The following is an 18,392-nucleotide window of genomic DNA, read 5'->3' on the forward strand; positions in this document are numbered from 1 at the left end:
ACGAATGGGACACAGTTGCCTTCGGCAACTGTGTGTAATACCGCCACCAAAAAGGGCCTGTCCATCCGGCTGAACGAGCGTTTTGTCGCTGTATGCCGGATGACGGCGATCATGAAAGTCGGCATTGAGGCCCGACCGGCCAGCCCGGACAACCCACCGCGGCGCCGGGTCGGACATTTGGAGGCGACACGACGAAAGCCCCGACCGTCACCCGGTTGGCCGGTGACGATCGGGGCTCCAGCGGTCCGCGCGGGATGCGGTCAGGTCACCTTCGCCGGCGCGCGTTCGTCGTCCGGGCGCGACCGCTCCCGCGACGCCTCGTCCGGTTCGGGCTCCGCCGGTCCGGCCGGGCGCCGGCGCAGGGTCAGGACCAGATGCACGGCGACGCCGGCGAGCAGCCCCCAGAACGCGGACCCGATGCCGGCCATGGTCAGCCCGGAGGCGGTCGCGGCCAGGGTCACGAGGGCGCCTTCCCGGGCCGGCACGTCATCCATGGCGCCGACCAGACCACCGAGCAGCGCCCCGAGCAACGCCACCCCGGCCACGGCGGCGACCAGCGGCCTGGGCAGCGCGGTGAAGAACTGCACCAGGCCGGTGCCGAGCAGGCCGCAGATCAGGTAGAAGATGCCGCAGGCCACGCCGGCCACGTACCGCTTCCGGGGGTTGGGGTGCGCCTCCTCGCCGGTGCAGATCGCGGCGGTGATCGCCGCCAGGTTGATGCCGTGACTGCCGAACGGGGCCAACAGTACGGACGCGAGGCCCGTGCCGGTCAGCAACAGCCGGTCGTCGGGCACGTATCCGCTGGCGCGCAGCACGCCGAGACCCGGCGCGTTCTGCGAGGCCATCGTGACGACCAGCAGCGGCAACCCGATGCTCACCAGCGCGGAGACGTCGAATGTCGGGACGGTCAACCGCGGTGTCGCGACCGCGAGCTGGACCCCGGCGAGGTTGAGCTGGTGGTCGGCGGCGGCGACCGCGATCCCGCCGGCCAGCGCGATCAGGACGGCGTACCGGGGCAGGAAGCGGCGGCCGACGACATAGCCGGCCAGCACGGTCAGCACCACCGCCGGCGCCTTGGGCACCGCCTGGAACGCCCCGAGCGCGAACGGCAGCAGGATGCCCGCGAGCATCGCCGAGACGATCCCGGCGGGCACCCGGGCGAGGATCCGTCCGAAGAGGCCGGAGAACCCGATGATGGTCATGCCGACGGCGGCGAAGAGGAACGCCCCGACCGCGTCGGAGTACCGGTAGGCGCCGAGCGAGCCGACCAGCAGGGCCGCCCCCGGCGTCGACCAGGCGGTGATCACCGGCATCCGGCTGATCAGGCTCAGCACCAGGCAGGTCAGGCCGCTGCCGATGGAGATGGCCCAGACCCACGAGGTGGTCTGGGCCTCGGTGAGGCCGGCCGCCCGCGCCGCGGCCAGCACCACCACGAACGGCCCCGAGTACGACACCAGCACCGCGATCAGCCCGGCCACGATGGCCGACAGGGAGACCTGCCCGCGCAGGCCGCTCATCCCTGCGCCCCGGACCGGATCGCCTCGCTCAGGTCGGCGATCAGCTCGGCGGTGTCCTCCAATCCGATCGACAGCCGGAGCATGTTCTCCGGCGAACGGCTGCCCGGCCCCTCGAAGGTGAACCGGTGCTCGATCAGACTGGCCGTGCCGCCCAGCGAGGTGGCCGGCAGGAACAGCCGGGTGGACCTCGCCGTCCCGAGGGCGGCCCGGCCACCGGCACGGAGGAAGACCGAGAGCATCCCGCTGTAACCGCCGACCATCTGGGCGCTGGCCACCTTGTGTCCCGGGTCGGAGGTCAGCCCCGGGTACGCCACCCGCTGCACGGCCGGGTGCTCGCTGAAGTGCTCGGCGATGGTGAGCGCCGAGGCGCACACCGCCCGCATCCGGACGGTCAGCGTCCGCATCCCGCGCAGCAGCAGGTACGCCTCCAGGCTGCCCGGCAGCTGGCCGGCCAACTGCCGTTGCAGCCGGATCCGCTCCCACAGCTGCGGGACCGACCCGTCGGTGACCAGGGCACCGGCGACCACGTCGTCGTGCCCGTTGAGGTACTTGGTGCAGGAGTGCATGACGATGTTCGCGCCGAGCTCCAGCGGCCTGGTCAGCACCGGGGTCGGCACGGTGTTGTCGACCGCGAGCACCGCACCCGCGGCGGCGGCCAGCTCGGCGGCGGCCGCCACGTCGGTGACCGTCCAGGTCGGGTTGGCGGGCGTTTCCACCCAGAGCAGCGCGGTCGGCGCGGCGGCCAGGGCCGCCCGGATGGCGTCGAGATCACCGGTGGGCACCTCGACGACCTCCAGCCCCTGCGCCACGCCGAACGTGCGCAGCCACCTGGTCAGGCCGAAGTACATGACCTCCGGCACGACCACCCGGGCACCGGCCGGAAGCGCCTGGAAGACGGCGGTGCAGGCGGCCATCCCGGAGGACACGAGCAGGGCGTCGGTGCCGTTCTCCAGGTGGGCGAGCAGCTCCTCCACCTGGGTGAATCCCGGGTTCCCCTGGTCGCGCTGGTAGGCCATCCCGGCTGGCAGCGCGTAGTCGGCATCGCGGACGTAGGTGACACCGACCGAGACGGGGGCCGGGAAGGCTCCGGTGTCGGTGGCACGCCTGCCGAGTGCCTGCGCCACCGCCGTGTCGGCCGAGACGCGCCCAGGGGGCTGGACGGTGATCATGGTGTCGTCGCTCCTCATCGGTCACTGTGGAATCGCGTCGCCAGGACACGGTCCAGGTCGGTCAGCGCCCGGGACCAGATCCCGGGTGACGGTACGTAGTGGTTGTAGTAGCTCGCGCCCTCGGCCGGCGGCCCGAAGACGGCGACACCGGTGGTGACGTGCCCGGCGCGGTGCCGGACGTGGCCGTCACGGGTGAGGTCCAGTTCGCCCGGCCCGCGTCCGGGTGCCGCCCAGTGCCGCACCGAGGCCGTGACCGGGTCGTGGGCCGGGTCGACGACGGGCCAGTGCAGGTTGGCCACCACGACGACGTCGACGGGAAGGCACGACTGCTGTTTGAACGCGGTGGACCGTAGCTCCCAACCCGTGGCGGTGCGGGCGAGATCGGGCGCCGGCCCGGGACCGAGACCCAGCAGGCCGGCATCGGTGAGGGCGATCAACTCGGCGATGCGTTCCCGCTGGGGACCGATCACCGAGCGGTTGACCGTCGCGGTGAAGGACCGGAAGAAGTCCCGATGACCGTCCTCGGTCAGCCCCGGCTGGTCCACCACGGTGCGCAGCGTTTCCCGATGATCCCGCAGGAGTTCCAGGCGGTCCTTCAGGACGCTCTGGCCGAGCCCGCGGGCCGCCTCGGCGAGGTCCCAGCGGGCCTGGGCCAGGACGGCGGTACGCCATTCGTCCGCGTCCGACCAGCTCTCCGCGATGCCGAACAGCCGGCGGACCACCTGCCGGGCCTGCTTGTCGAGGCCGGCCTCCAGATCGGCGACGATCAGCGGCTCCACGTCGCGCCACAGGTCGAGCCGTCCGTCGGGAGTGCGGGTGCGTAGCTCCTCCACGGTCTGCCGGGTGAACCGTCGGACCGCGCCGGGATGCCGCTGGCGCGGGATGCGGGGGCGGGCGGCGGGCAGCCAGCCGCCACGGTTGACCAACACGATACGGGGTTCGTCCCCGGACGCCAGGTATTGGTGGCCGTTGTCCGTCACGACGTGTCGCCCGCCCCGGCCGACGGTCAGGGCGGCGACGACGTCCATCGCGGTCAGGCCGGTCCCGAGCACCGCGACCCGCGCTCCCGCCGGGATGCCTGCGACGGTGTCCGGCAGCGGATAAGGCTCGGCGATCCAGGCACCGGCCGGTCCGGACGGGTCGGCCGGCCGGGGTGCGTCGGCCGGTCCGGCCGGATCAGCCGGCCGGGGTACGTCGGTCGGTGTCGGCGGGATCGGACGGCCGGGAACGGCGCCGGTCGCGGCGGTGAGCCCGTGACCGGTGGTGATCACGGCGAGGTCGACCGTCAGCACCGTCCCGTCGGCCAGGGTCACCCGGGCCCCCGACCCGGCCGGCTCGACGGTCGTGGCGATCTGCCGGTGGCGGTCCACCCGGACCCGGTCGGGCACCCGGGAGAGCAACCGGTCGGCGGCCCAGGCGAGATAGTCACCGAGCAGGCGGCGGGGCAGGAAATCGTCGAAGCGGACACCGCGCGGCCCACCGACGTCGGGCACGGTCACCCCGTTCTCCCGGCACCAGCGGTACAGGTCGGGTCCCTCGTTGATCGGCGCGTCCGGCACCATCCGCTCATCAGAGAAGATCGTCAACTGGGCCGCGACGGTGTTCAGCAGCAGGTAGTCGGGCTGGTCCCGGTGATGCACGCCGACGCCGAGCGGACCGGGCTCGACGATGGACAGCGTCACCTCCCGGTCGGGGGTTGTCGCGGCGTACGCGAGGATCCGCTCGACGGCCGACAGGCCCCGTGGACCGCAGCCGACCACGGCGATCCGGAGCGGCTTCACCATCGGCTCGTCTCGCCGAAGAAGTCCGGCACCTGGACCGTGACGCCCCGTTCCCGGGCCCGGTCGAGGACGAACCGGCCGACCGCGAGATCGAGCACGCCCAGCCCGAACGGTGAGACGAGCACGCCGCGACCCGGTTCGGGGCGCCGGTCGCCACGGACGAACTGGGCGATGGTGCCGGTCACGAAGTCCCGGTTACCGACCCGCTGCTCGGCCAGGTGGGGCGAGGTGTCCGCCTTCAGGCAGTGGTCGATGTCGTCCAGGATGTTGGTCGCCCCCAGCACCACCTCGGGGGTGAAGTCCCGCAGCGAGATGTTGAGGGCGAGCTGGTCAGGGCGCAGCGGACGGTCGACGTACGGCTTCAGGGCGGTGGTGGCGGTGACCACCGTCTGCCGGTCGAGCACCCCGGTCAGGTCGCCGCGGCTGGCCCGCAGCCCCAGTTCGGAGCGGGCGAACTCGACGAGCCGGTCGGCCGACAGCGGGTCCAGGTCGTGTACCAGCACGTCCCCGCAGGGATAACCGGTCAGGTGCAGGAACCGGAGGACGGTCCGGGCGATGACGCCCGCGCCGATGATGCCCACCTCTCCCGCCGGGGGCAGGTGCCGGGCCACCGCGCGGGCCGCCACCGCGGCCGACGCCGCGGTCCGGGCGGCGCTGATACCGGCCGCCTCCAGGCAGGCGATCGGATAGCCGGTGGTCAGGTCGTTGAGGATCAGCACGGCGGAGGCCCGGGGCAGGCCGGCGCGGACGTTGCCGGGAAAACTGGCGATCCACTTGATGCCGGCGATCTCCCCGCCCGGCAGGTCCGCCGCGGCCGGCAGGGCGATGATCCGGGAGTCGGGCCGTTGCGGGAAGCGCAGGAAGTAGCTGTCGGGGTTGATGGTCAGACCGGCGTCGTGCCGCAGGTAGGTGTTCTCGACGATGTCGACCAGGGCGGGCGCCGAACCGTCGAGGATCTCCTTAACCACCTTCCCGGGCACGATGTCAAAGGAGAACATTGCTGGTTTCCTCCCACGCGGTGGCCAGGCCGCGCCGGGCCACCCAGTCGTCGTCGTAGATCGTGGACAGGTACCGCTCCCCGAGATCGGGTGACAGGGCGACGACGGTGGCGCGGGTGGGGATCACCGGGGCGAGTCGGCGTACGGCGGCCAGCACGGTCCCGGTGGAGCCGCCGGCGAGCAGGCCGGTGGTCCGGGCGAGCCGGCGGCACTCGGCGACCGTGTCGGCCTCGGTGACGTGGATGACGTCATCGGGCGCGCAGACGTCGACGAGTTCGGGTCGCCGGCTGGCGCCGAGCCCGGGGATGTGCCGGGGCGCGGGCCGGGCGCCGAAGGTCACCGAACCCGCGGCGTCGACGGCGACGATCCGGGTGTGCGGGCTGTGCCGGTGGAACGCCTCGACGCAGCCCATCAGGGTGCCGCCGGTGCCGGTGCCGACGAAGAGGTAGTCGACCCGGGCGAAGGCGTCGAGGATCTCCGGCGCGGTGTGCGTGGCGTGCGCCGCCGGGTTCGCGGGGTTCGCGTACTGGTTGAGCCAGAGCAGGTTCGGGTCGGCGGCCACCCGGGCGGTGATGTACGCGATGCGCGACCCCAGGAATCCCCCGTTGGCGTCCCGGTCCCGGATCATCACCACCTCGGCGCCGAGCGCCCGCATGGTGTTCGTCGCCGACTGGTTCGTGTTCGGGTCGACGACACAGGTCAGCGGATAGTCCTTCGCCGCGCAGACCACGGCCAGGGCGATGCCGAGGTTGCCGGAGGTGGACTCGATCAGCCGGGTCGCCGGCCGGCCCGGCGCGGCGTGGATCCGCCCGTCCCGTTCGGCCGCCGCGACCATGCCGCGCGCGGTCGTGAACTTGACGCTCCCGGCCGGATTGAGCCCTTCGAGCTTCAGATAGAGCCGACGCAGCGCACCGAATCCGCGAATGCGCAGGAATTGTGGTGTGGACTGGATCTCGTGGACATGTTCAGCGATCATGACGTCCCCCGTGCGTTATCGGAGAAGCGCGTCACCGCTCCTCGAACAACATCGGAACATCGGTCCACGTCCCTGGACAAGGCCGTCGCGGTATCGGTGATCCCGTCTGTCGCGTCCACGACCCTGGCGGTGCCGATCGGGTGTGAATGGTTCGACGAGTCGTGCTACGAGCCGAAGGGCCCCATGTTGTCGCAGGTCAGTGCGAAGGCAGTGCCCCGGAGAGCGCTTCGGGCACCGGAGACCGGTCCCGACTCTCGCTCGAATCTCAGGTTCTGGAACGATTGTCCGCAACTGGACACTGACCGGTTCCTGTTTCGTTGTATCCGGGAACAAATAAAACGGTGAGCGCGACGCGCCCGATCGCACTCGTGTGACAATCCGCCGAAGTGGCGTCGGCGGGTCATTCCGGTGACGGGTGCATGCCCGACCGCGACGGTACCGCGCCGGCCGCGATCCCGGGTTCGTCCCGGTGTTCAGCCTGCACCGGGAGCAACGCCGCGGCGGCCAACGGGAAGGCGATGACGGTCGCGAAGGCAGCACCGTAGCCGGCTCCACTGATCATGGCGGCCACGGTCGGTGGCGTGGCCGCGGCGACGGCGTTCTGCGCGGTGTTCTGGATGCCCAGGGCCCGGCCGGCCCAGGCCCGCCCGGCGTACTCGGCCACCGCGGTGTACGCGAGCCCGTTGGTACTGACGCTCACCACGGCGGCGACCAGCAACGCCACCACCGCCAGGCGGGAGTGCGCGAAGACGCCGACCGTCAGCGCGGCGATGGAGACCCCGATCGTGACCGCGAGGGTACGCATCGGCCTCATCCGGGAGCCCGTGCGGTCCGACCACCAGCCGGCCACCAGTCGTGACGCCGCGCCGCCCACCTGGACGACGGCCATCAGCTGACCCGCGAGCTGCGCCGTCCAACCGTGCTCGTCGACGAGGAACACCAGCGCGAACGTGGCGACGGTGAACTGCGGCACGATCAGCAGCGCGCTGGCGGCGTGGACCTGCCACAGCACCGGGGTGCGGTAGGGGGAGCCGGTACGCGGTGCCGTGGTGCCGGCGGCGCGCCGCGGATCGCGTACCGCGATGACCACCAGGGCGGCGGCGACCAGGCAGAAGATGCCGAGGAACGCGAGCGCCGCGCCCCGTCGGTACGCCCCCAGCGGGGGGAGGGCCAGCGCCGCGACCGCGACCCCGAGTGGTTGGGCGGTCTGCCGGAACCCCATTGCCAGGCCGCGTTCGTGTACCGCGAACCAGCCCAGGATCAACCGGCCGCTGGACGCGTGCACCGAGCCGCCGGCCGCCCCGGCCAGCATGAAGCACACCCCCAGCGCGACGGGGCCGTGCAGGGTGCTGCCCGCCAGGAGCACCGCGCCGGCCAGCGCCAGACCGATGGTGAGTACGACCCGCTCGCCCCACCGGTCGGCGGCGGCGCCCCAGGCGACCAGGGTCGCGAGCAGTCCGGCGCTGGGCGCGGCGGTCAGCAGTGCGGCCTGGCCGAGGGTCAGTCCCTCCGCGCGGAGCGCGGGGACCAGGTATGCGAGCCCGTACTGGAAGGCGCAGCCGGCCGCCATCGCGAGCATCCCGACGGCCAGCACGATCCACCGCCGGCGGTCGTCGGCGGGTGGTCCGATCGTCAAGACGCTCTCCCCGGGAACGGTCGACAGTGGCATCGCCGGTGCCAGGCGCATGATTCCATGGCGTGACGGCCCTGTGCCACCGCGTGTCCACGTGCCGGATCGGTGCCCCGAACGGTGTGCGGCGTTCCCCGAGGCCGTTCTCCAGCGGCCCGGACGCGCCTGCCGAGAGGCTGGTCGAACGACGCCGAGCCCGGTGGCGGACGTCGGGCGGCTGCGGGCGGTCGGCGGCCGCTGGCGGGATGGCCCGGTCGCGGGCGGTCGCGTAGGCTGCCCGCCGTGCTCAAGCAGCGGCTGGCCGGCGCGCGGCGGCTGACCAGGTGGTCGGGTCCGGCCGGCCTCTTCCTGTCCGGCCTGCTGCTCCTGCTGCCGTTCGTGGCGGTCTCCTGCGCGCCACCGGGCGGCTACGGCCGGGGCGCGGCCGGCAGCACCACCACCTACACCGGCGTGGATCTGGTGACCGGGGACGAACCCGCGGTCAGCCCGCCGGACCGGCTGCGCCCACCGGAACAGCGTCGCGACGACAGGCTCGGCGTACGGCCGCTGGCCGGGTCCGCGCTGCTGCTGATCATCGTCGCCCTGGCCGCCTCGGTCGTGCTCACCAGCCGGGTGCGCCGCCGGCTCACCGTCGCCATCCTCGCCGTCCTGGCGGCGTCGGCGCTCGGCGCCGAGCAGCTCGCCGTCCGTTCCCTGCTGGCGTCGCGGCTGCGGGAGCAGCTCACCACGCCGCTGCCGGCGGGCAAGCAGGTCGGTGACTACGTGCAGACCCAGCCGGGGTTCTGGCTGTGCCTGGTCACGCTCGGCGCGGTCGCCGCGGCCAACGTCGTCGGCCTGCTCCGCGCCCCGCGCCGGCGACGGCGCGACGGAGACTGGGACGGGGATCGGGACGGTTGACGCGCGGGCGGACTCAGTCCGGCGGGCTGCGCCGGTCGTGGGCCGGCCGGTCGAGAAACATCAGCCGGGCCCGCTTGTCCGGCAGGTCGATCAGCGGCCCGGGCCGGAAGCCGGTCCGGCGCAACCGGGCGAGCGCCCTGGCGTTGCGGGCGTCCGGCTCCGCGACCAGCCGCAGCCGGGCCGGATCGGCCCAGAGGAAGTCGAGCAGCGCACCCAGCAGCGCCGCCGTGAACCCGGCCGCCACCCCGGTTGGCGGGCCGATCAGCAGGTGCAGGCCGAAGTCGCCGGGCTGGACCGGATAGCACCCGCCGACCGGGTCGGCGGCCGGCTCGTAGGTCTGCAACAGCGCCACCGGCCGGCCGTCCCGGTGGACCAGGTGGGCGTGGTGGGTGTCGAGCGAATCCAGGTACGTGTAGATCTCCCGGACCCGCTCCCGGCTGGCGTCGCGCATCCCCCAGAACCGGGCCCGCTCCTGGGTTACCCAGCCGTGCAGCAGACCGGCGTCCCGGTCCGGCTCGACGGGACGGATGACCACCCGGCCGAACCCGGCGATGTCCCGGTCGTAGCGGTGCGGATGGGGAACCCCGCCCGGCGCGCCGGGACCGCCATCCGGGGTGCCGTCCGCTGCGCGCGAGGCGGGCCCCCCGTCCAGGGCGGCCGGGTCATGGTCGGTCTTCATCGCGCTCCTCGGTGAGCCGGTCCCAGTCGGTGAGTACCGGTAGCAGGTCGCCGGCCAGCCAGGCCGGTTGCTGGTCGCGGTGGTGCGGGTCGCCGGCCACCCCGGACGCGCCGAGCGGCACCACCCAGCGGCTGCGCGACCGGTCGCCCAGGTCCCACACGTAGCGCGCCGCCGGCCCGCGCAGGCAGTTGTGGGTGACCCCGGGAACGCTGGAGGTGGCCAGGACGCAGTCGTGGTCTCCGGCCAGTCGGGGCCGTGGCTCCGGGTCGTCCTCGGTGGCCGGCAACGCGCGCCACGGGGTCAGCCGGTGCAGGTCGCCCCACCGCGGCGTCCCGCCGCCGGCCGGGCCGGGGTCATCCGCGCCGGGATCGCCCGCCCCGGGACCGTCCACGGCGGAGACGTCCCCGCCGGGGCCGTCCATGGTGGGTCCGTCCGGATCGGGACCGGGTGCCCCGGCGACCTCGTCGAGGGCCGAGCGCAGCAGCGCGGCCACGTCGCCGGCGGGCAGCAGCGGGCCGTCCAGCAGGGCCGGGAGGGCCAGCGCGACCCGTGGAACCAGCGCCAGCCACGGCTGGAACACCCGGGGGTACGCCGGGATGTCGGCGAGCGGGGCCAGCACCGGGTGCGCCGCCAACCGGCGGACGACGGCGGCCCGTACCAGGGCGTACGCGCCCGCGTCCGGGCTGTCCGCGGCCATCCGGCGGTCCCAGCGCAGCAGCCGGTCGCGCAGCGCGGCGGCCTCCGGCCCCAGTCCCGGAAGGGCGCCCAGCCGGTCGAGCAGCGGGCCCGCGGCGGCCAGCCGGGTGTCGGTGTGGATGGTCGCCATCCGCTCGGCCGTCCAGCCCCGGCCGCTGTCGAGCAGTTCCCGGATCCGCTCGGCCCGGTACGGCGGGGCGAACTCGAGACCGAGCGGCCCGGCCAGCCCGCGTTCGTTGGCCATCACCGCGTGTCCGACGACCTCGGCGCGGGGCGTCGGCGCGTACCCGGCTTCCCAGGCGTGCTCCGCCGACCAGGCCGGCACCACCCGCAACCGGTTCTCCGGGTTCCGCGTCGGCACCGCGCCGGCCACCCGGTGCAGCAGCCCGCCCGCGGTGTCCGCCGCCATCAGCACGTTGACCGGCTCGATCCAGCGGTCGACCGCCGCGTCCACGTCGCCGACGGTCCGCGCCCGCAGCAGCGCCGGGAGCGCGGCGAAGCCCAACTCGGCCAGGATCCGGGGCGGGTGGCGGAGGCTGATCGTCGGTTCCTCGTCCGGGCCGCCGGCCACCACCGGACCCCGGGCGGTCTCGATCACCTCCACCTCGACCGGGTCCGCGCCGGCGACCTCGATGGTCTCCCGGTGCGCCGCGGCGGGTTGCCAACCGTCCGGGCCGTACGCCTGCACCGCGCCGTGGTGGCGGCGCAGCCGTTCCGCGTACACGTCCTGGTAGTCGGCCATCGCGTTGGTGATCGCCCAGGCCACCCCGCCGGTGTGGGCGAAGTGGGCGACACCGGGCACCCCCGGCACGGCGAGGCCGACCACGTCGTACTCCGGGCAGGCCAGCCGGATCTGCTGGTACACCCCCGGATTCTCGATGATCCGGTGTGGGTCGCCGGCCAGCAGCGCCGCGCCGGTGCCGGTCCGGTCACCGGCCAGCAGCCAGCCGTTGCTGCCGGCGGTGGCCATCGCGTCGGCGGCGAACAGCGCCACCGCGGACGCACCGAGTCGCTGGGCGACGTGCTCGCGCCAGAGCTTGGCGGGAAACCCGGCGAACAGGATGTGGTGCGACAGCCAGATGGCCAGCGGCGTCCACGGCTGCCACCGCCCGGGGGTCAGCCCGACGGCGGCGAACTCGGGCGCGCGGGCGGCCCCGGCGGCCAGGCCGGCGTTGACGCCCTCGACGTAGCCGCGCACCCAGGCGGCGGTCGCCCGGTCGAGGGCGACGTAGCAGCGCCGGGCGGTGTCGGCCAGCCGGACCCGCCGGGCGAACAGGTCCCAGCCGACCGCCTCGGGGCCGAGGAAGGACGCGCTGCGCCCTTCGGCCCGGTGCCGTTCCAGCTCCAACTGCCAGGCCCGGTCGTACGCGGTGACGCGGCCCTGCGCGACCACGAGCGCCCGCGGGTCCGCGGCCCGGACGTGCGGGATTCCCCACGGGTCCCGGAACACCCGGGCGGTCACGTCGGCTCCGGCGCGAGCCGGCCGGCGGCGCGGCGGGCCGCCGGGACGACCAGCGGTGTGCCGGTCTCCGGGTCGGCGATCACCCGGCACGGCAGCCCGAAGACCTCCGCGACCAGTTCGGCGGTGACGACCCGGGCCGGCTCACCGGCGGCCACCACCCGCCCGTCGCGCATCGAGATGAGGTGGGTGGCGTACCGGGCGGCGTGGTTGAGGTCGTGCAACACCGCGACCAGCGTACGACCCTGCTCCTCGTGCAGCCGGGCGCACAGGTCGAGGACGTCGATCTGGTGCGCGATGTCCAGGTACGTGGTGGGTTCGTCGAGCAGCAGCAGCGGGGTCCGCTGGGCCAGCGCCATGGCGAGCCACACCCGTTGCCGCTGGCCGCCGGACAACTCGTCGACCGCCCGGTCGGCCAGGTCGGTCACCTCGGTCGCCGCCATCGACTCCTCGACCACCCGTTCGTCGTCCCGGGACCACTGCCGCAGCAGGCCCTGGTGCGGGTAGCGGCCGCGGGCGACGAGTTCGGCGACCGTGATGCCGTCCGGGGCGACCGACGACTGCGGCAGCAACCCCAGGGTGCGGGCCACCTGGCGGGCCGGCCGGCGGTGGATGTCCGTGCCGTCCAGCAGCACCGCTCCGGCGGTGGGCCGCAGCATCCGGGCCAGCGCGCGCAGCAGGGTGGACTTGCCGCACGCGTTCGGTCCGATGATCACGGTGAACGAGCGGTCCGGGATGGCGACGCTCAGCTCCTCGGCGATGATCCGCCGGTCGTAGCCGAGGGTCATCCGGGTGCCGGTCAGCCGTGGGCTTCCGGTCCCGGTCGGTGTGTCGGTCCGCACCGGTGTCGCTCCCTTCTCGTCGCCGGCTGTCGTACCGGGGGTGTCCGTCGTACCGGGGGTGTTCACAGTCGGCCCGCCCTTCGTTCCGCCGCCAGCAGCCAGACCAGGTACGCCCCGCCGATCGCGCCGGTGATCGCGCCGACCGGAAGCTGGTGCCCGGGGAACGCCCGCTGGGCCAGCAGGTCGGCGCCGACCACCAGCGTCGCGCCCACCCCCATGGTGGGCACCAGGTTCGGGCCGGGGGAGCGGGTCAGCCGCCGGGCCAGGTGCGGCGCGGTCAGTGCCACGAACGACACCGGCCCGGCGGCGGCCGCCGCGAACGACACCAGCAGCACCGCGGCGGCGAGCAGCACCGGCCGCAACCGGGTCACCGGCACGCCCAGCGCGGCCGCGGTGTCGTCGCCCAGCTCCAGCATCCGCAGCGCCGGGCCGCAGCCCAGCAGCACCACCGGCGCGAGCACGGCGAGCACGACCAGCAGCGGCAGCGCGTCGGACCAGCCGCGTCCGTCCAGGCTGCCGGTGAGCCAGCGCAGCGCGCGGGCCGCGTCCATCAGCGGCGCCCGGGTGAGCAGGTAACCGTTGACCCCGGTGAGGATGGCGGTGACGCCGATGCCGACCAGCACCAGCCGGTAGCCGTGGACGCCGTTGCGCCACGCGATCCCGTGCACCAGCAGGCCGGTGGCGACGCCGCCGGCCACCGCCGCGCCGGACAGCGCGAGGCTGCTGCCGCCGAGCACGACCACCACCAGGGCGCCGGTCGCCGCGCCCTGGGTGAAGCCGAGCACGTCGGGGCTGCCCAGCGGGTTGCGGACCAGGGACTGGAACACCGCCCCGGCCAGCGCCAGGGCCGCACCCACCACCAGCGCGGTGACCAGCCGGGGCAGCCGGAGCTGGTAGACGATGAACCACTCGGCCGGGCTGCCGCCACCGGTCAGCACCCGCAGCACGTCGGCCGGGGTCATCGGGTAGTCGCCGCCGGCCACCGCCACTGTGCCCAGGCCGGCCGCCAGCAGCGCGCAGCCGACGCCGACCGCCAGCGCGCGGCGGCGGAACCGCAGCGAGAACCCGCCGGGCAGGCGCAGCACGGTCTGCGCCGTCCTCCTTGTTCGCGGCTGCGGGGCTCGCAGGACCGGCTCACTCCTCGCGCTCATGCTCGGGCCGATCGACGGCGGACGACGAGCCAGAGGAACAGCGGCCCACCGAGCACCGCGGTCACCATGCCGACCTGGAGTTCTCCCGGTCGGCCGAGCACCCGGCCGAGCACGTCGGCGCCGAGCAGGAGCACCGGGGCGAGCACCGCGCAGTACGGCAGCAGCCAGCGCAGGTCGGGCCCGGTCAGGGCGCGGACCAGGTGCGGCACCAGCAGTCCGACGAAGACGATCGGGCCGCACGCGGCGGTGGCCGCGCCGCAGAGCAGGGTGACGGCCGTGATCACGGCCGCCCGGATCAGCGCGGGACGGGCACCGAGCGCCCGGGCCGCGTCGTCACCGAGGGCGAGGGCGTTGAGTGGGCGCGCGGTGGCCAGCGCGAGCAGCAGGCCGACGAGCAGGAACGGCAGCACCCGGGTCACGGTCGAGGCGTCGGCGGTGGCCAGCGAGCCGACGGTCCAGAAGCGGAGCCGGTCCAGCGAGGCGGAGTCGAGCAGCATGACCGCGCTGACGTACGAGTAGAGGGTGGCGTTGAGGGCCGCGCCGGCGAGGGCGAGCCGGGCCGGGGTGGCCGTCCGGCCGCCGCCGACGGCGTAGCCGAGCGCGGTGACCAGGGCCGCGCCGAGCAGCGCGAACCACACGTAGCCGCCGATCGCGGTCACCCCGAGCAGCGCGGCGCTGGCGACCGCGGCGGAGGCACCGGCGTTGATGCCGAGCAGCCCGGGGTCGGCCAGCGGGTTTCGGGTGAGCGCCTGCATGACCGCGCCGGCCACCCCGAGCGCCGCGCCGGCGAGCAGTCCGAGCAGCGTACGGGGCAGGCGCATCAGGTGGACCACCGCGTACTCGGCCGACTCGCGGTGCCACAGACCCGACCAGACGTCGGCCAGGGGGAGCTGTTTCGGGCCGACGGCGATGCTGAGCACGGCTACGACGCCGAGCAGCGCCACCGCCGAGGCCAGGCCGGCGGTCCGGGTGGTGGCCCGGGTCCGCCGGGCCGGGCGGGCGGTGACCGTGCGGGCACCGTCGGGTGATGACTCGATGACGGACAGTGTGGGCTCCGGTGTGGGAAACGCCGAACATGACTTGACAGGAAGTTAGGTTAGGTTAGCCTAACCTCGCTTGTCCATGGTCATCTGCGACCCTGATCGAAAGTCGACACCCATGCCTGATCCCGTGCCTGCTCGCCACCTCTCTCGCCGCGGTCTCCTGGCCGGCGGAGCCGCCACCGTAGCCCTGCTGATGGCCGGTTGCGGGAGCGCCGACGACGCCGCCAAACCGTCCTCCACCAGCAGTGCTGGTCCCTGGTCGTTCGCCGACGACCGTAATGGGACGGTGACCGCCGGCAGTCGGCCGGCCCGGGTCGTCGCCTTCACCGGCACCGCCGCCGCACTTGTCGATTTCGGACTCGACCGGCAGATCGTCGGCGTGTTCGGCGAGACGAAACGCGCCGACGGCACGGCCGATCCGCAGGCCGGCGAGCTGAACCTGGACAGCGTGGAGGTCCTCGGCAACGCCTGGGGCGAGTTCAGCGTGGAGAAGTACGCCGCCCTGCGCCCCGACCTGCTCGTCACCCACATGTACGACCCGGGCGCGCTCTGGTACGTGCCGGACGAGAGCAGGAACAAGATCCTGCCGCTCGCGCCGAGCGTCGCGATCACCACCGCCCGGGTGCCGATGACCAAACCCATCGAGCGGTACGCCCAACTCGCCGAATCGCTCGGCGCCGACCTCTCGGCGAAGAAGGTCACCGACGCCAGGGCCCGGTTCGACGCGGCGGCCGAGTCGGTCCGCCAGGCGGTCCGGGCGAACCCCGGCATCAGGGTGCTGGCCTGCTCCGGCAGCCCCGACCTGTTCTACGTCTCCAACCCGAAGGTCAGCACCGACCTGATGTACTTCGCCGAACTCGGCGTCGACATCGTGCGGCCCACCAAGCTGGCGGCCGGCGACTACTTCGCGGCATTGAGCTGGGAGAACGCCGGGAAGTTCCCGGCCGACCTGATCCTGCTGGACAACCGCAGCACCGCGTTGCAACCCAAGGACCTCGCCGGCCGGCCCACCTGGACCCAGCTACCGGCGGTCCGGGCCAACCAGGTCACGCCGTGGGACGCGGTGCCCCGCTTCTCCTACGCCGGTGCCGCACCCCTGCTGGAGAACCTGGCGACCGCGATCCGCGCCGCGAAGAAGGTGAGCTGATGGGTACCGCGCTCGCCCTCCAGTACCGCTTCTTCACCGCGCGGGTCGTCGCCGTGCGACGGATCGGCGCCAGCACCATCCGGGTCACCTTCGGCGGCAACGACCTGACCGGGTTCGCCGGCGGCGGCCGGGACCAGAGCGTCTCGCTGTTCCTGCCGCATCCCGGGCAGCCGGGCCCGGTGCTGCCCGCCGACGAGGTGCCGGACTGGTTCGGCGCGTACCGCGCGATGGACCCGGAGGTCCGGGCGGTGATGCGGTCCTACACCATCGTGGCCCAGCGCCCGCAGGACGCCGAGGTCGACATCGACTTCGTCAGCCACGGCGACACCGGTCCGGCATCCCGGTGGGCCGGCCGGGCCCGGCCCGGCGACCGGGTCGTGCTGCTCGGCCCGGCCGTGGCGGACAACCGCAGCGTCTGCTTCCAGCCACCCGACGACACCGGGCTGATCCTGCTCGCCGCCGACGAGACCGCGCTGCCGGCGGTCGCCGGGATCCTCGACTGGCTGCCCGCCGGCTCCCGGGTCCGGGGCTTCATCGAGGTACCCGACGCGGCCGACATCCGGCGGCTGCCCACCGTCGCTCAGGCCGAGCTGAGCTGGATAGTCCGGTGCGGCACCCCACCCGGCGCCGGACTGCTGGTCGAGGCGATCCGCGCCGCCCGACTGCCCACCGGTGCCACGTACGCCTGGGTCGCCGGCGAGTCGAGCCTGGTCCGGGCCGTCCGCCGGCACCTGGTCGGCGACCGGGGTCTGGACCGGCGCCGGGTCACCTTCTCCGGTTACTGGCGGCGGGGCGCGTCCGAGGACGCCCTGCGCGCCGAGGCGCTGGCACCGGCCGGGGAGGGCTGACCATGAACCAGCCGGGACAGCCGGGACAGCCGGGACAGCCCATTGGGACCAGCCCCTCCGGGCGGGCCCACCTGCTGCACGCCGGGTCCGTCGAGCGGTACCGCGCCGCGCTCGCCGACGGCGTCGACCGGATCGCCCGCCGGGTGGCCGCCGTCGACCGGCCGGGCACCGGGATCACCCCCGCGGCCCTGACCTCGCAGATCGCCGCGATCGACCTGGACCGGCCGCTCGGCGACACCGCCGCCGCCCTCGACGAACTGGACGGCGTCTACCTGCGCGACGCCGTCTGGTTCCACCATCCCCGCTACCTCGCCCACCTGAACTGCCCGGTGGTGATTCCCGCGCTGCTCGGCGAGGCCGTGCTGACCGCCGTGAACTCCTCGCTGGACACCTGGGACCAGAGCGCCGGGGCGACCCTCATCGAGCGGCGCCTCATCGACTGGACGGCGGCGCGGATCGGGCTCGGTCCGACCGCCGACGGGGTGTTCACCAGCGGCGGCAGCCAGTCCAACCTCCAGGCCCTGCTGCTGGCCCGGGAGGAGGCGTGCCGGGCCGCGTCGACCCGTAACGCCCGGATCGACAGGCTGCCCCGGCTGCGTGTGCTCACCTCGGCGGCCGGGCACTTCAGCGTGCAGAAGTCGGCCAAACTGCTCGGCCTGGCCCCGGACGCGGTGGTGACCGTCGAGACCGACGCCCAGCGCCGGATGGTCCCGGCCGCGCTGCGCCGGGAGATCACCCGCTGCCACCGGGACGGTCTCGTGGTCATGGCGGTGGTGGCCACCGCCGGCACCACCGACTTCGGCTCGATCGACCCGCTGGTGGAGATCGCCGACGACTGCGCGGCGGCCCGGGTGTGGCTGCACGTCGACGCCGCGTACGGGTGCGGGCTGCTCGTCTCACCGACCCGCCGGCACCTGATCGACGGCATCGAACGGGCCGACTCGGTGACCGTCGACTACCACAAGTCCTTCTTCCAGCCGGTCAGCTCCAGCGCCATCCTGGTCCGGGACCGGCGGGTCCTGCGGCACGCCACCCACCACGCCGACTACCTCAACCCGGCCCGCACCGTCGAACAGGGCATCCCGAACCAGGTCGACAAGAGCCTGCAGACCACCCGCCGCTTCGACGCGCTCAAGCTGTGGCTCACCCTGCGGGTGCTGGGTCCGGACGCGCTCGGCGCGCTCTTCGACGAGGTGCTGGACCGCGCGGCCGACGCCTGGGCGCTGGTCAGCGAGGATCCCCGGTTCGAGGTCGTGACCCGGTCGTCGCTCAGCACCGTGGTGTTCCGCTACCTGCCCACCGGGCCCGCCCGGGAGCTGACCGACGCCGCCAACCTGTACGCGCGGCAGGCGGTCGCCGACAGCGGCGCCGCGCTGGTCGCCGGCACCACCGTCGACGGCGCGCACTTTCTCAAGTTCACCCTGCTCAACCCCGAGACCACGATCCACGACGTCGGGCAGGTGCTGGAACTCGTCGCGGAACACGCGAGCCGGTACGTGCGCGAGCGGACCACCGCCGACCTCGCCTGCCAGGTCGGCTGACCGTGCTCGGCGAACCCG

Annotated in this window: 15 protein-coding genes; 4 read left to right on the forward strand and 11 right to left on the reverse strand. The window is 73.9% G+C overall.

The window, feature by feature from the left end; genetic code table 11:
- Positions 1–260: 260 nt before the first annotated feature.
- From ACXN5W_RS14930 to ACXN5W_RS14955, 6 genes are all read right to left on the reverse strand, one after another.
- Complete coding sequence (locus tag ACXN5W_RS14930; protein WP_473158871.1) at positions 261–1,517, reverse strand: benzoate/H(+) symporter BenE family transporter; 1,257 nt, start codon at positions 1,515–1,517, stop codon at positions 261–263.
- Positions 1,514–2,704 (reverse strand): trans-sulfuration enzyme family protein, encoded by a 1,191-nt coding sequence (locus tag ACXN5W_RS14935; RefSeq protein WP_473158872.1) that lies wholly within the window; start codon positions 2,702–2,704, stop codon positions 1,514–1,516. Before ACXN5W_RS14935 ends, ACXN5W_RS14930 begins: the two co-directional genes overlap by 4 nt.
- Entirely contained in the window at positions 2,701–4,470 is a 1,770-nt protein-coding gene (locus tag ACXN5W_RS14940; RefSeq protein WP_473158873.1) for an FAD/NAD(P)-binding protein, read from the reverse strand. The genes ACXN5W_RS14935 and ACXN5W_RS14940 overlap by 4 nt, the downstream gene beginning before the upstream one ends.
- Positions 4,464–5,465: a 2,3-diaminopropionate biosynthesis protein SbnB gene (gene sbnB, locus ACXN5W_RS14945; RefSeq protein ID WP_473158874.1), complete on the reverse strand. Its 1,002-nt coding sequence runs from the start codon at positions 5,463–5,465 to the stop codon at positions 4,464–4,466. Before sbnB ends, ACXN5W_RS14940 begins: the two co-directional genes overlap by 7 nt.
- Complete coding sequence (sbnA, locus tag ACXN5W_RS14950) at positions 5,452–6,441, reverse strand: 2,3-diaminopropionate biosynthesis protein SbnA (protein WP_473158875.1); 990 nt, start codon at positions 6,439–6,441, stop codon at positions 5,452–5,454. Before sbnA ends, sbnB begins: the two co-directional genes overlap by 14 nt.
- Positions 6,442–6,841: 400 nt before the next feature.
- Positions 6,842–8,077: an MFS transporter gene (locus ACXN5W_RS14955; RefSeq protein ID WP_473158876.1), complete on the reverse strand. Its 1,236-nt coding sequence runs from the start codon at positions 8,075–8,077 to the stop codon at positions 6,842–6,844.
- Positions 8,078–8,353: 276 nt separating this feature from the next.
- Between ACXN5W_RS14955 and ACXN5W_RS14960 the strand changes: the two genes are divergently transcribed.
- Positions 8,354–8,968 (forward strand): hypothetical protein, encoded by a 615-nt coding sequence (locus ACXN5W_RS14960; RefSeq protein ID WP_473158877.1) that lies wholly within the window; start codon positions 8,354–8,356, stop codon positions 8,966–8,968.
- 13 nt (positions 8,969–8,981) lie between these two features.
- Here ACXN5W_RS14960 and ACXN5W_RS14965 read toward each other — a convergent pair whose 3' ends face one another.
- The 5 genes from ACXN5W_RS14965 to ACXN5W_RS14985 all read right to left on the reverse strand — a co-directional run bounded on the left by ACXN5W_RS14965 (position 8,982) and on the right by ACXN5W_RS14985 (position 14,739).
- The gene (locus ACXN5W_RS14965; protein WP_473158878.1) at positions 8,982–9,647 is read right to left on the reverse strand and encodes a GNAT family N-acetyltransferase; all 666 of its coding nucleotides are present in this window, start codon (positions 9,645–9,647) and stop codon (positions 8,982–8,984) included.
- Positions 9,631–11,805: a penicillin acylase family protein gene (locus ACXN5W_RS14970; RefSeq protein ID WP_473158879.1), complete on the reverse strand. Its 2,175-nt coding sequence runs from the start codon at positions 11,803–11,805 to the stop codon at positions 9,631–9,633. The genes ACXN5W_RS14965 and ACXN5W_RS14970 overlap by 17 nt, the downstream gene beginning before the upstream one ends.
- Positions 11,802–12,590: an ABC transporter ATP-binding protein gene (locus ACXN5W_RS14975; protein WP_473158911.1), complete on the reverse strand. Its 789-nt coding sequence runs from the start codon at positions 12,588–12,590 to the stop codon at positions 11,802–11,804. Before ACXN5W_RS14975 ends, ACXN5W_RS14970 begins: the two co-directional genes overlap by 4 nt.
- A gap of 116 nt (positions 12,591–12,706) precedes the next feature.
- Positions 12,707–13,795 (reverse strand): FecCD family ABC transporter permease, encoded by a 1,089-nt coding sequence (locus tag ACXN5W_RS14980; protein WP_473158880.1) that lies wholly within the window; start codon positions 13,793–13,795, stop codon positions 12,707–12,709.
- On the reverse strand, positions 13,792–14,739 hold the full coding sequence (locus tag ACXN5W_RS14985) for a FecCD family ABC transporter permease (protein ID WP_473158881.1): 948 nt from the start codon (positions 14,737–14,739) through the stop codon (positions 13,792–13,794). Before ACXN5W_RS14985 ends, ACXN5W_RS14980 begins: the two co-directional genes overlap by 4 nt.
- Positions 14,740–14,953: 214 nt before the next feature.
- Between ACXN5W_RS14985 and ACXN5W_RS14990 the strand changes: the two genes are divergently transcribed.
- From ACXN5W_RS14990 to ACXN5W_RS15000, 3 genes are read left to right on the forward strand one after another with little or no spacing between them, the layout of a single operon-like run.
- Positions 14,954–15,985 (forward strand): ABC transporter substrate-binding protein, encoded by a 1,032-nt coding sequence (locus ACXN5W_RS14990; RefSeq protein ID WP_473158882.1) that lies wholly within the window; start codon positions 14,954–14,956, stop codon positions 15,983–15,985.
- Positions 15,985–16,833: a siderophore-interacting protein gene (locus ACXN5W_RS14995; RefSeq protein WP_473158883.1), complete on the forward strand. Its 849-nt coding sequence runs from the start codon at positions 15,985–15,987 to the stop codon at positions 16,831–16,833. Before ACXN5W_RS14990 ends, ACXN5W_RS14995 begins: the two co-directional genes overlap by 1 nt.
- A 2-nt stretch (positions 16,834–16,835) precedes the next feature.
- A complete protein-coding gene (locus ACXN5W_RS15000) occupies positions 16,836–18,374 on the forward strand; it encodes a pyridoxal phosphate-dependent decarboxylase family protein (protein ID WP_473158884.1) in 1,539 nt (512 codons plus the stop codon).
- The last annotated feature ends 18 nt before the right edge of the window (positions 18,375–18,392 follow it).

It is taken from the genome of Plantactinospora sp. A48, assembly GCF_055793945.1.

What these genes read in the sequence shown, in the direction of transcription:
- ACXN5W_RS14975 (WP_473158911.1), bottom strand. Translation starts at nt 12,590, where the DNA reads ATGACCCTCGGCTACGACCGGCGGATCATCGCCGAGGAGCTGAGCGTC.
- ACXN5W_RS14965 (WP_473158878.1), bottom strand. Translation starts at nt 9,647, where the DNA reads ATGAAGACCGACCATGACCCGGCCGCCCTGGACGGGGGGCCCGCCTCG.
- ACXN5W_RS14990 (WP_473158882.1), top strand. Translation starts at nt 14,954, where the DNA reads ATGCCTGATCCCGTGCCTGCTCGCCACCTCTCTCGCCGCGGTCTCCTG.
- ACXN5W_RS14980 (WP_473158880.1), bottom strand. Translation starts at nt 13,795, where the DNA reads ATGAGCGCGAGGAGTGAGCCGGTCCTGCGAGCCCCGCAGCCGCGAACA.
- ACXN5W_RS15000 (WP_473158884.1), top strand. Translation starts at nt 16,836, where the DNA reads ATGAACCAGCCGGGACAGCCGGGACAGCCGGGACAGCCCATTGGGACC.
- ACXN5W_RS14930 (WP_473158871.1), bottom strand. Translation starts at nt 1,517, where the DNA reads ATGAGCGGCCTGCGCGGGCAGGTCTCCCTGTCGGCCATCGTGGCCGGG.
- ACXN5W_RS14940 (WP_473158873.1), bottom strand. Translation starts at nt 4,470, where the DNA reads ATGGTGAAGCCGCTCCGGATCGCCGTGGTCGGCTGCGGTCCACGGGGC.
- sbnA (WP_473158875.1), bottom strand. Translation starts at nt 6,441, where the DNA reads ATGATCGCTGAACATGTCCACGAGATCCAGTCCACACCACAATTCCTG.
- ACXN5W_RS14935 (WP_473158872.1), bottom strand. Translation starts at nt 2,704, where the DNA reads ATGAGGAGCGACGACACCATGATCACCGTCCAGCCCCCTGGGCGCGTC.
- ACXN5W_RS14995 (WP_473158883.1), top strand. Translation starts at nt 15,985, where the DNA reads ATGGGTACCGCGCTCGCCCTCCAGTACCGCTTCTTCACCGCGCGGGTC.
- sbnB (WP_473158874.1), bottom strand. Translation starts at nt 5,465, where the DNA reads ATGTTCTCCTTTGACATCGTGCCCGGGAAGGTGGTTAAGGAGATCCTC.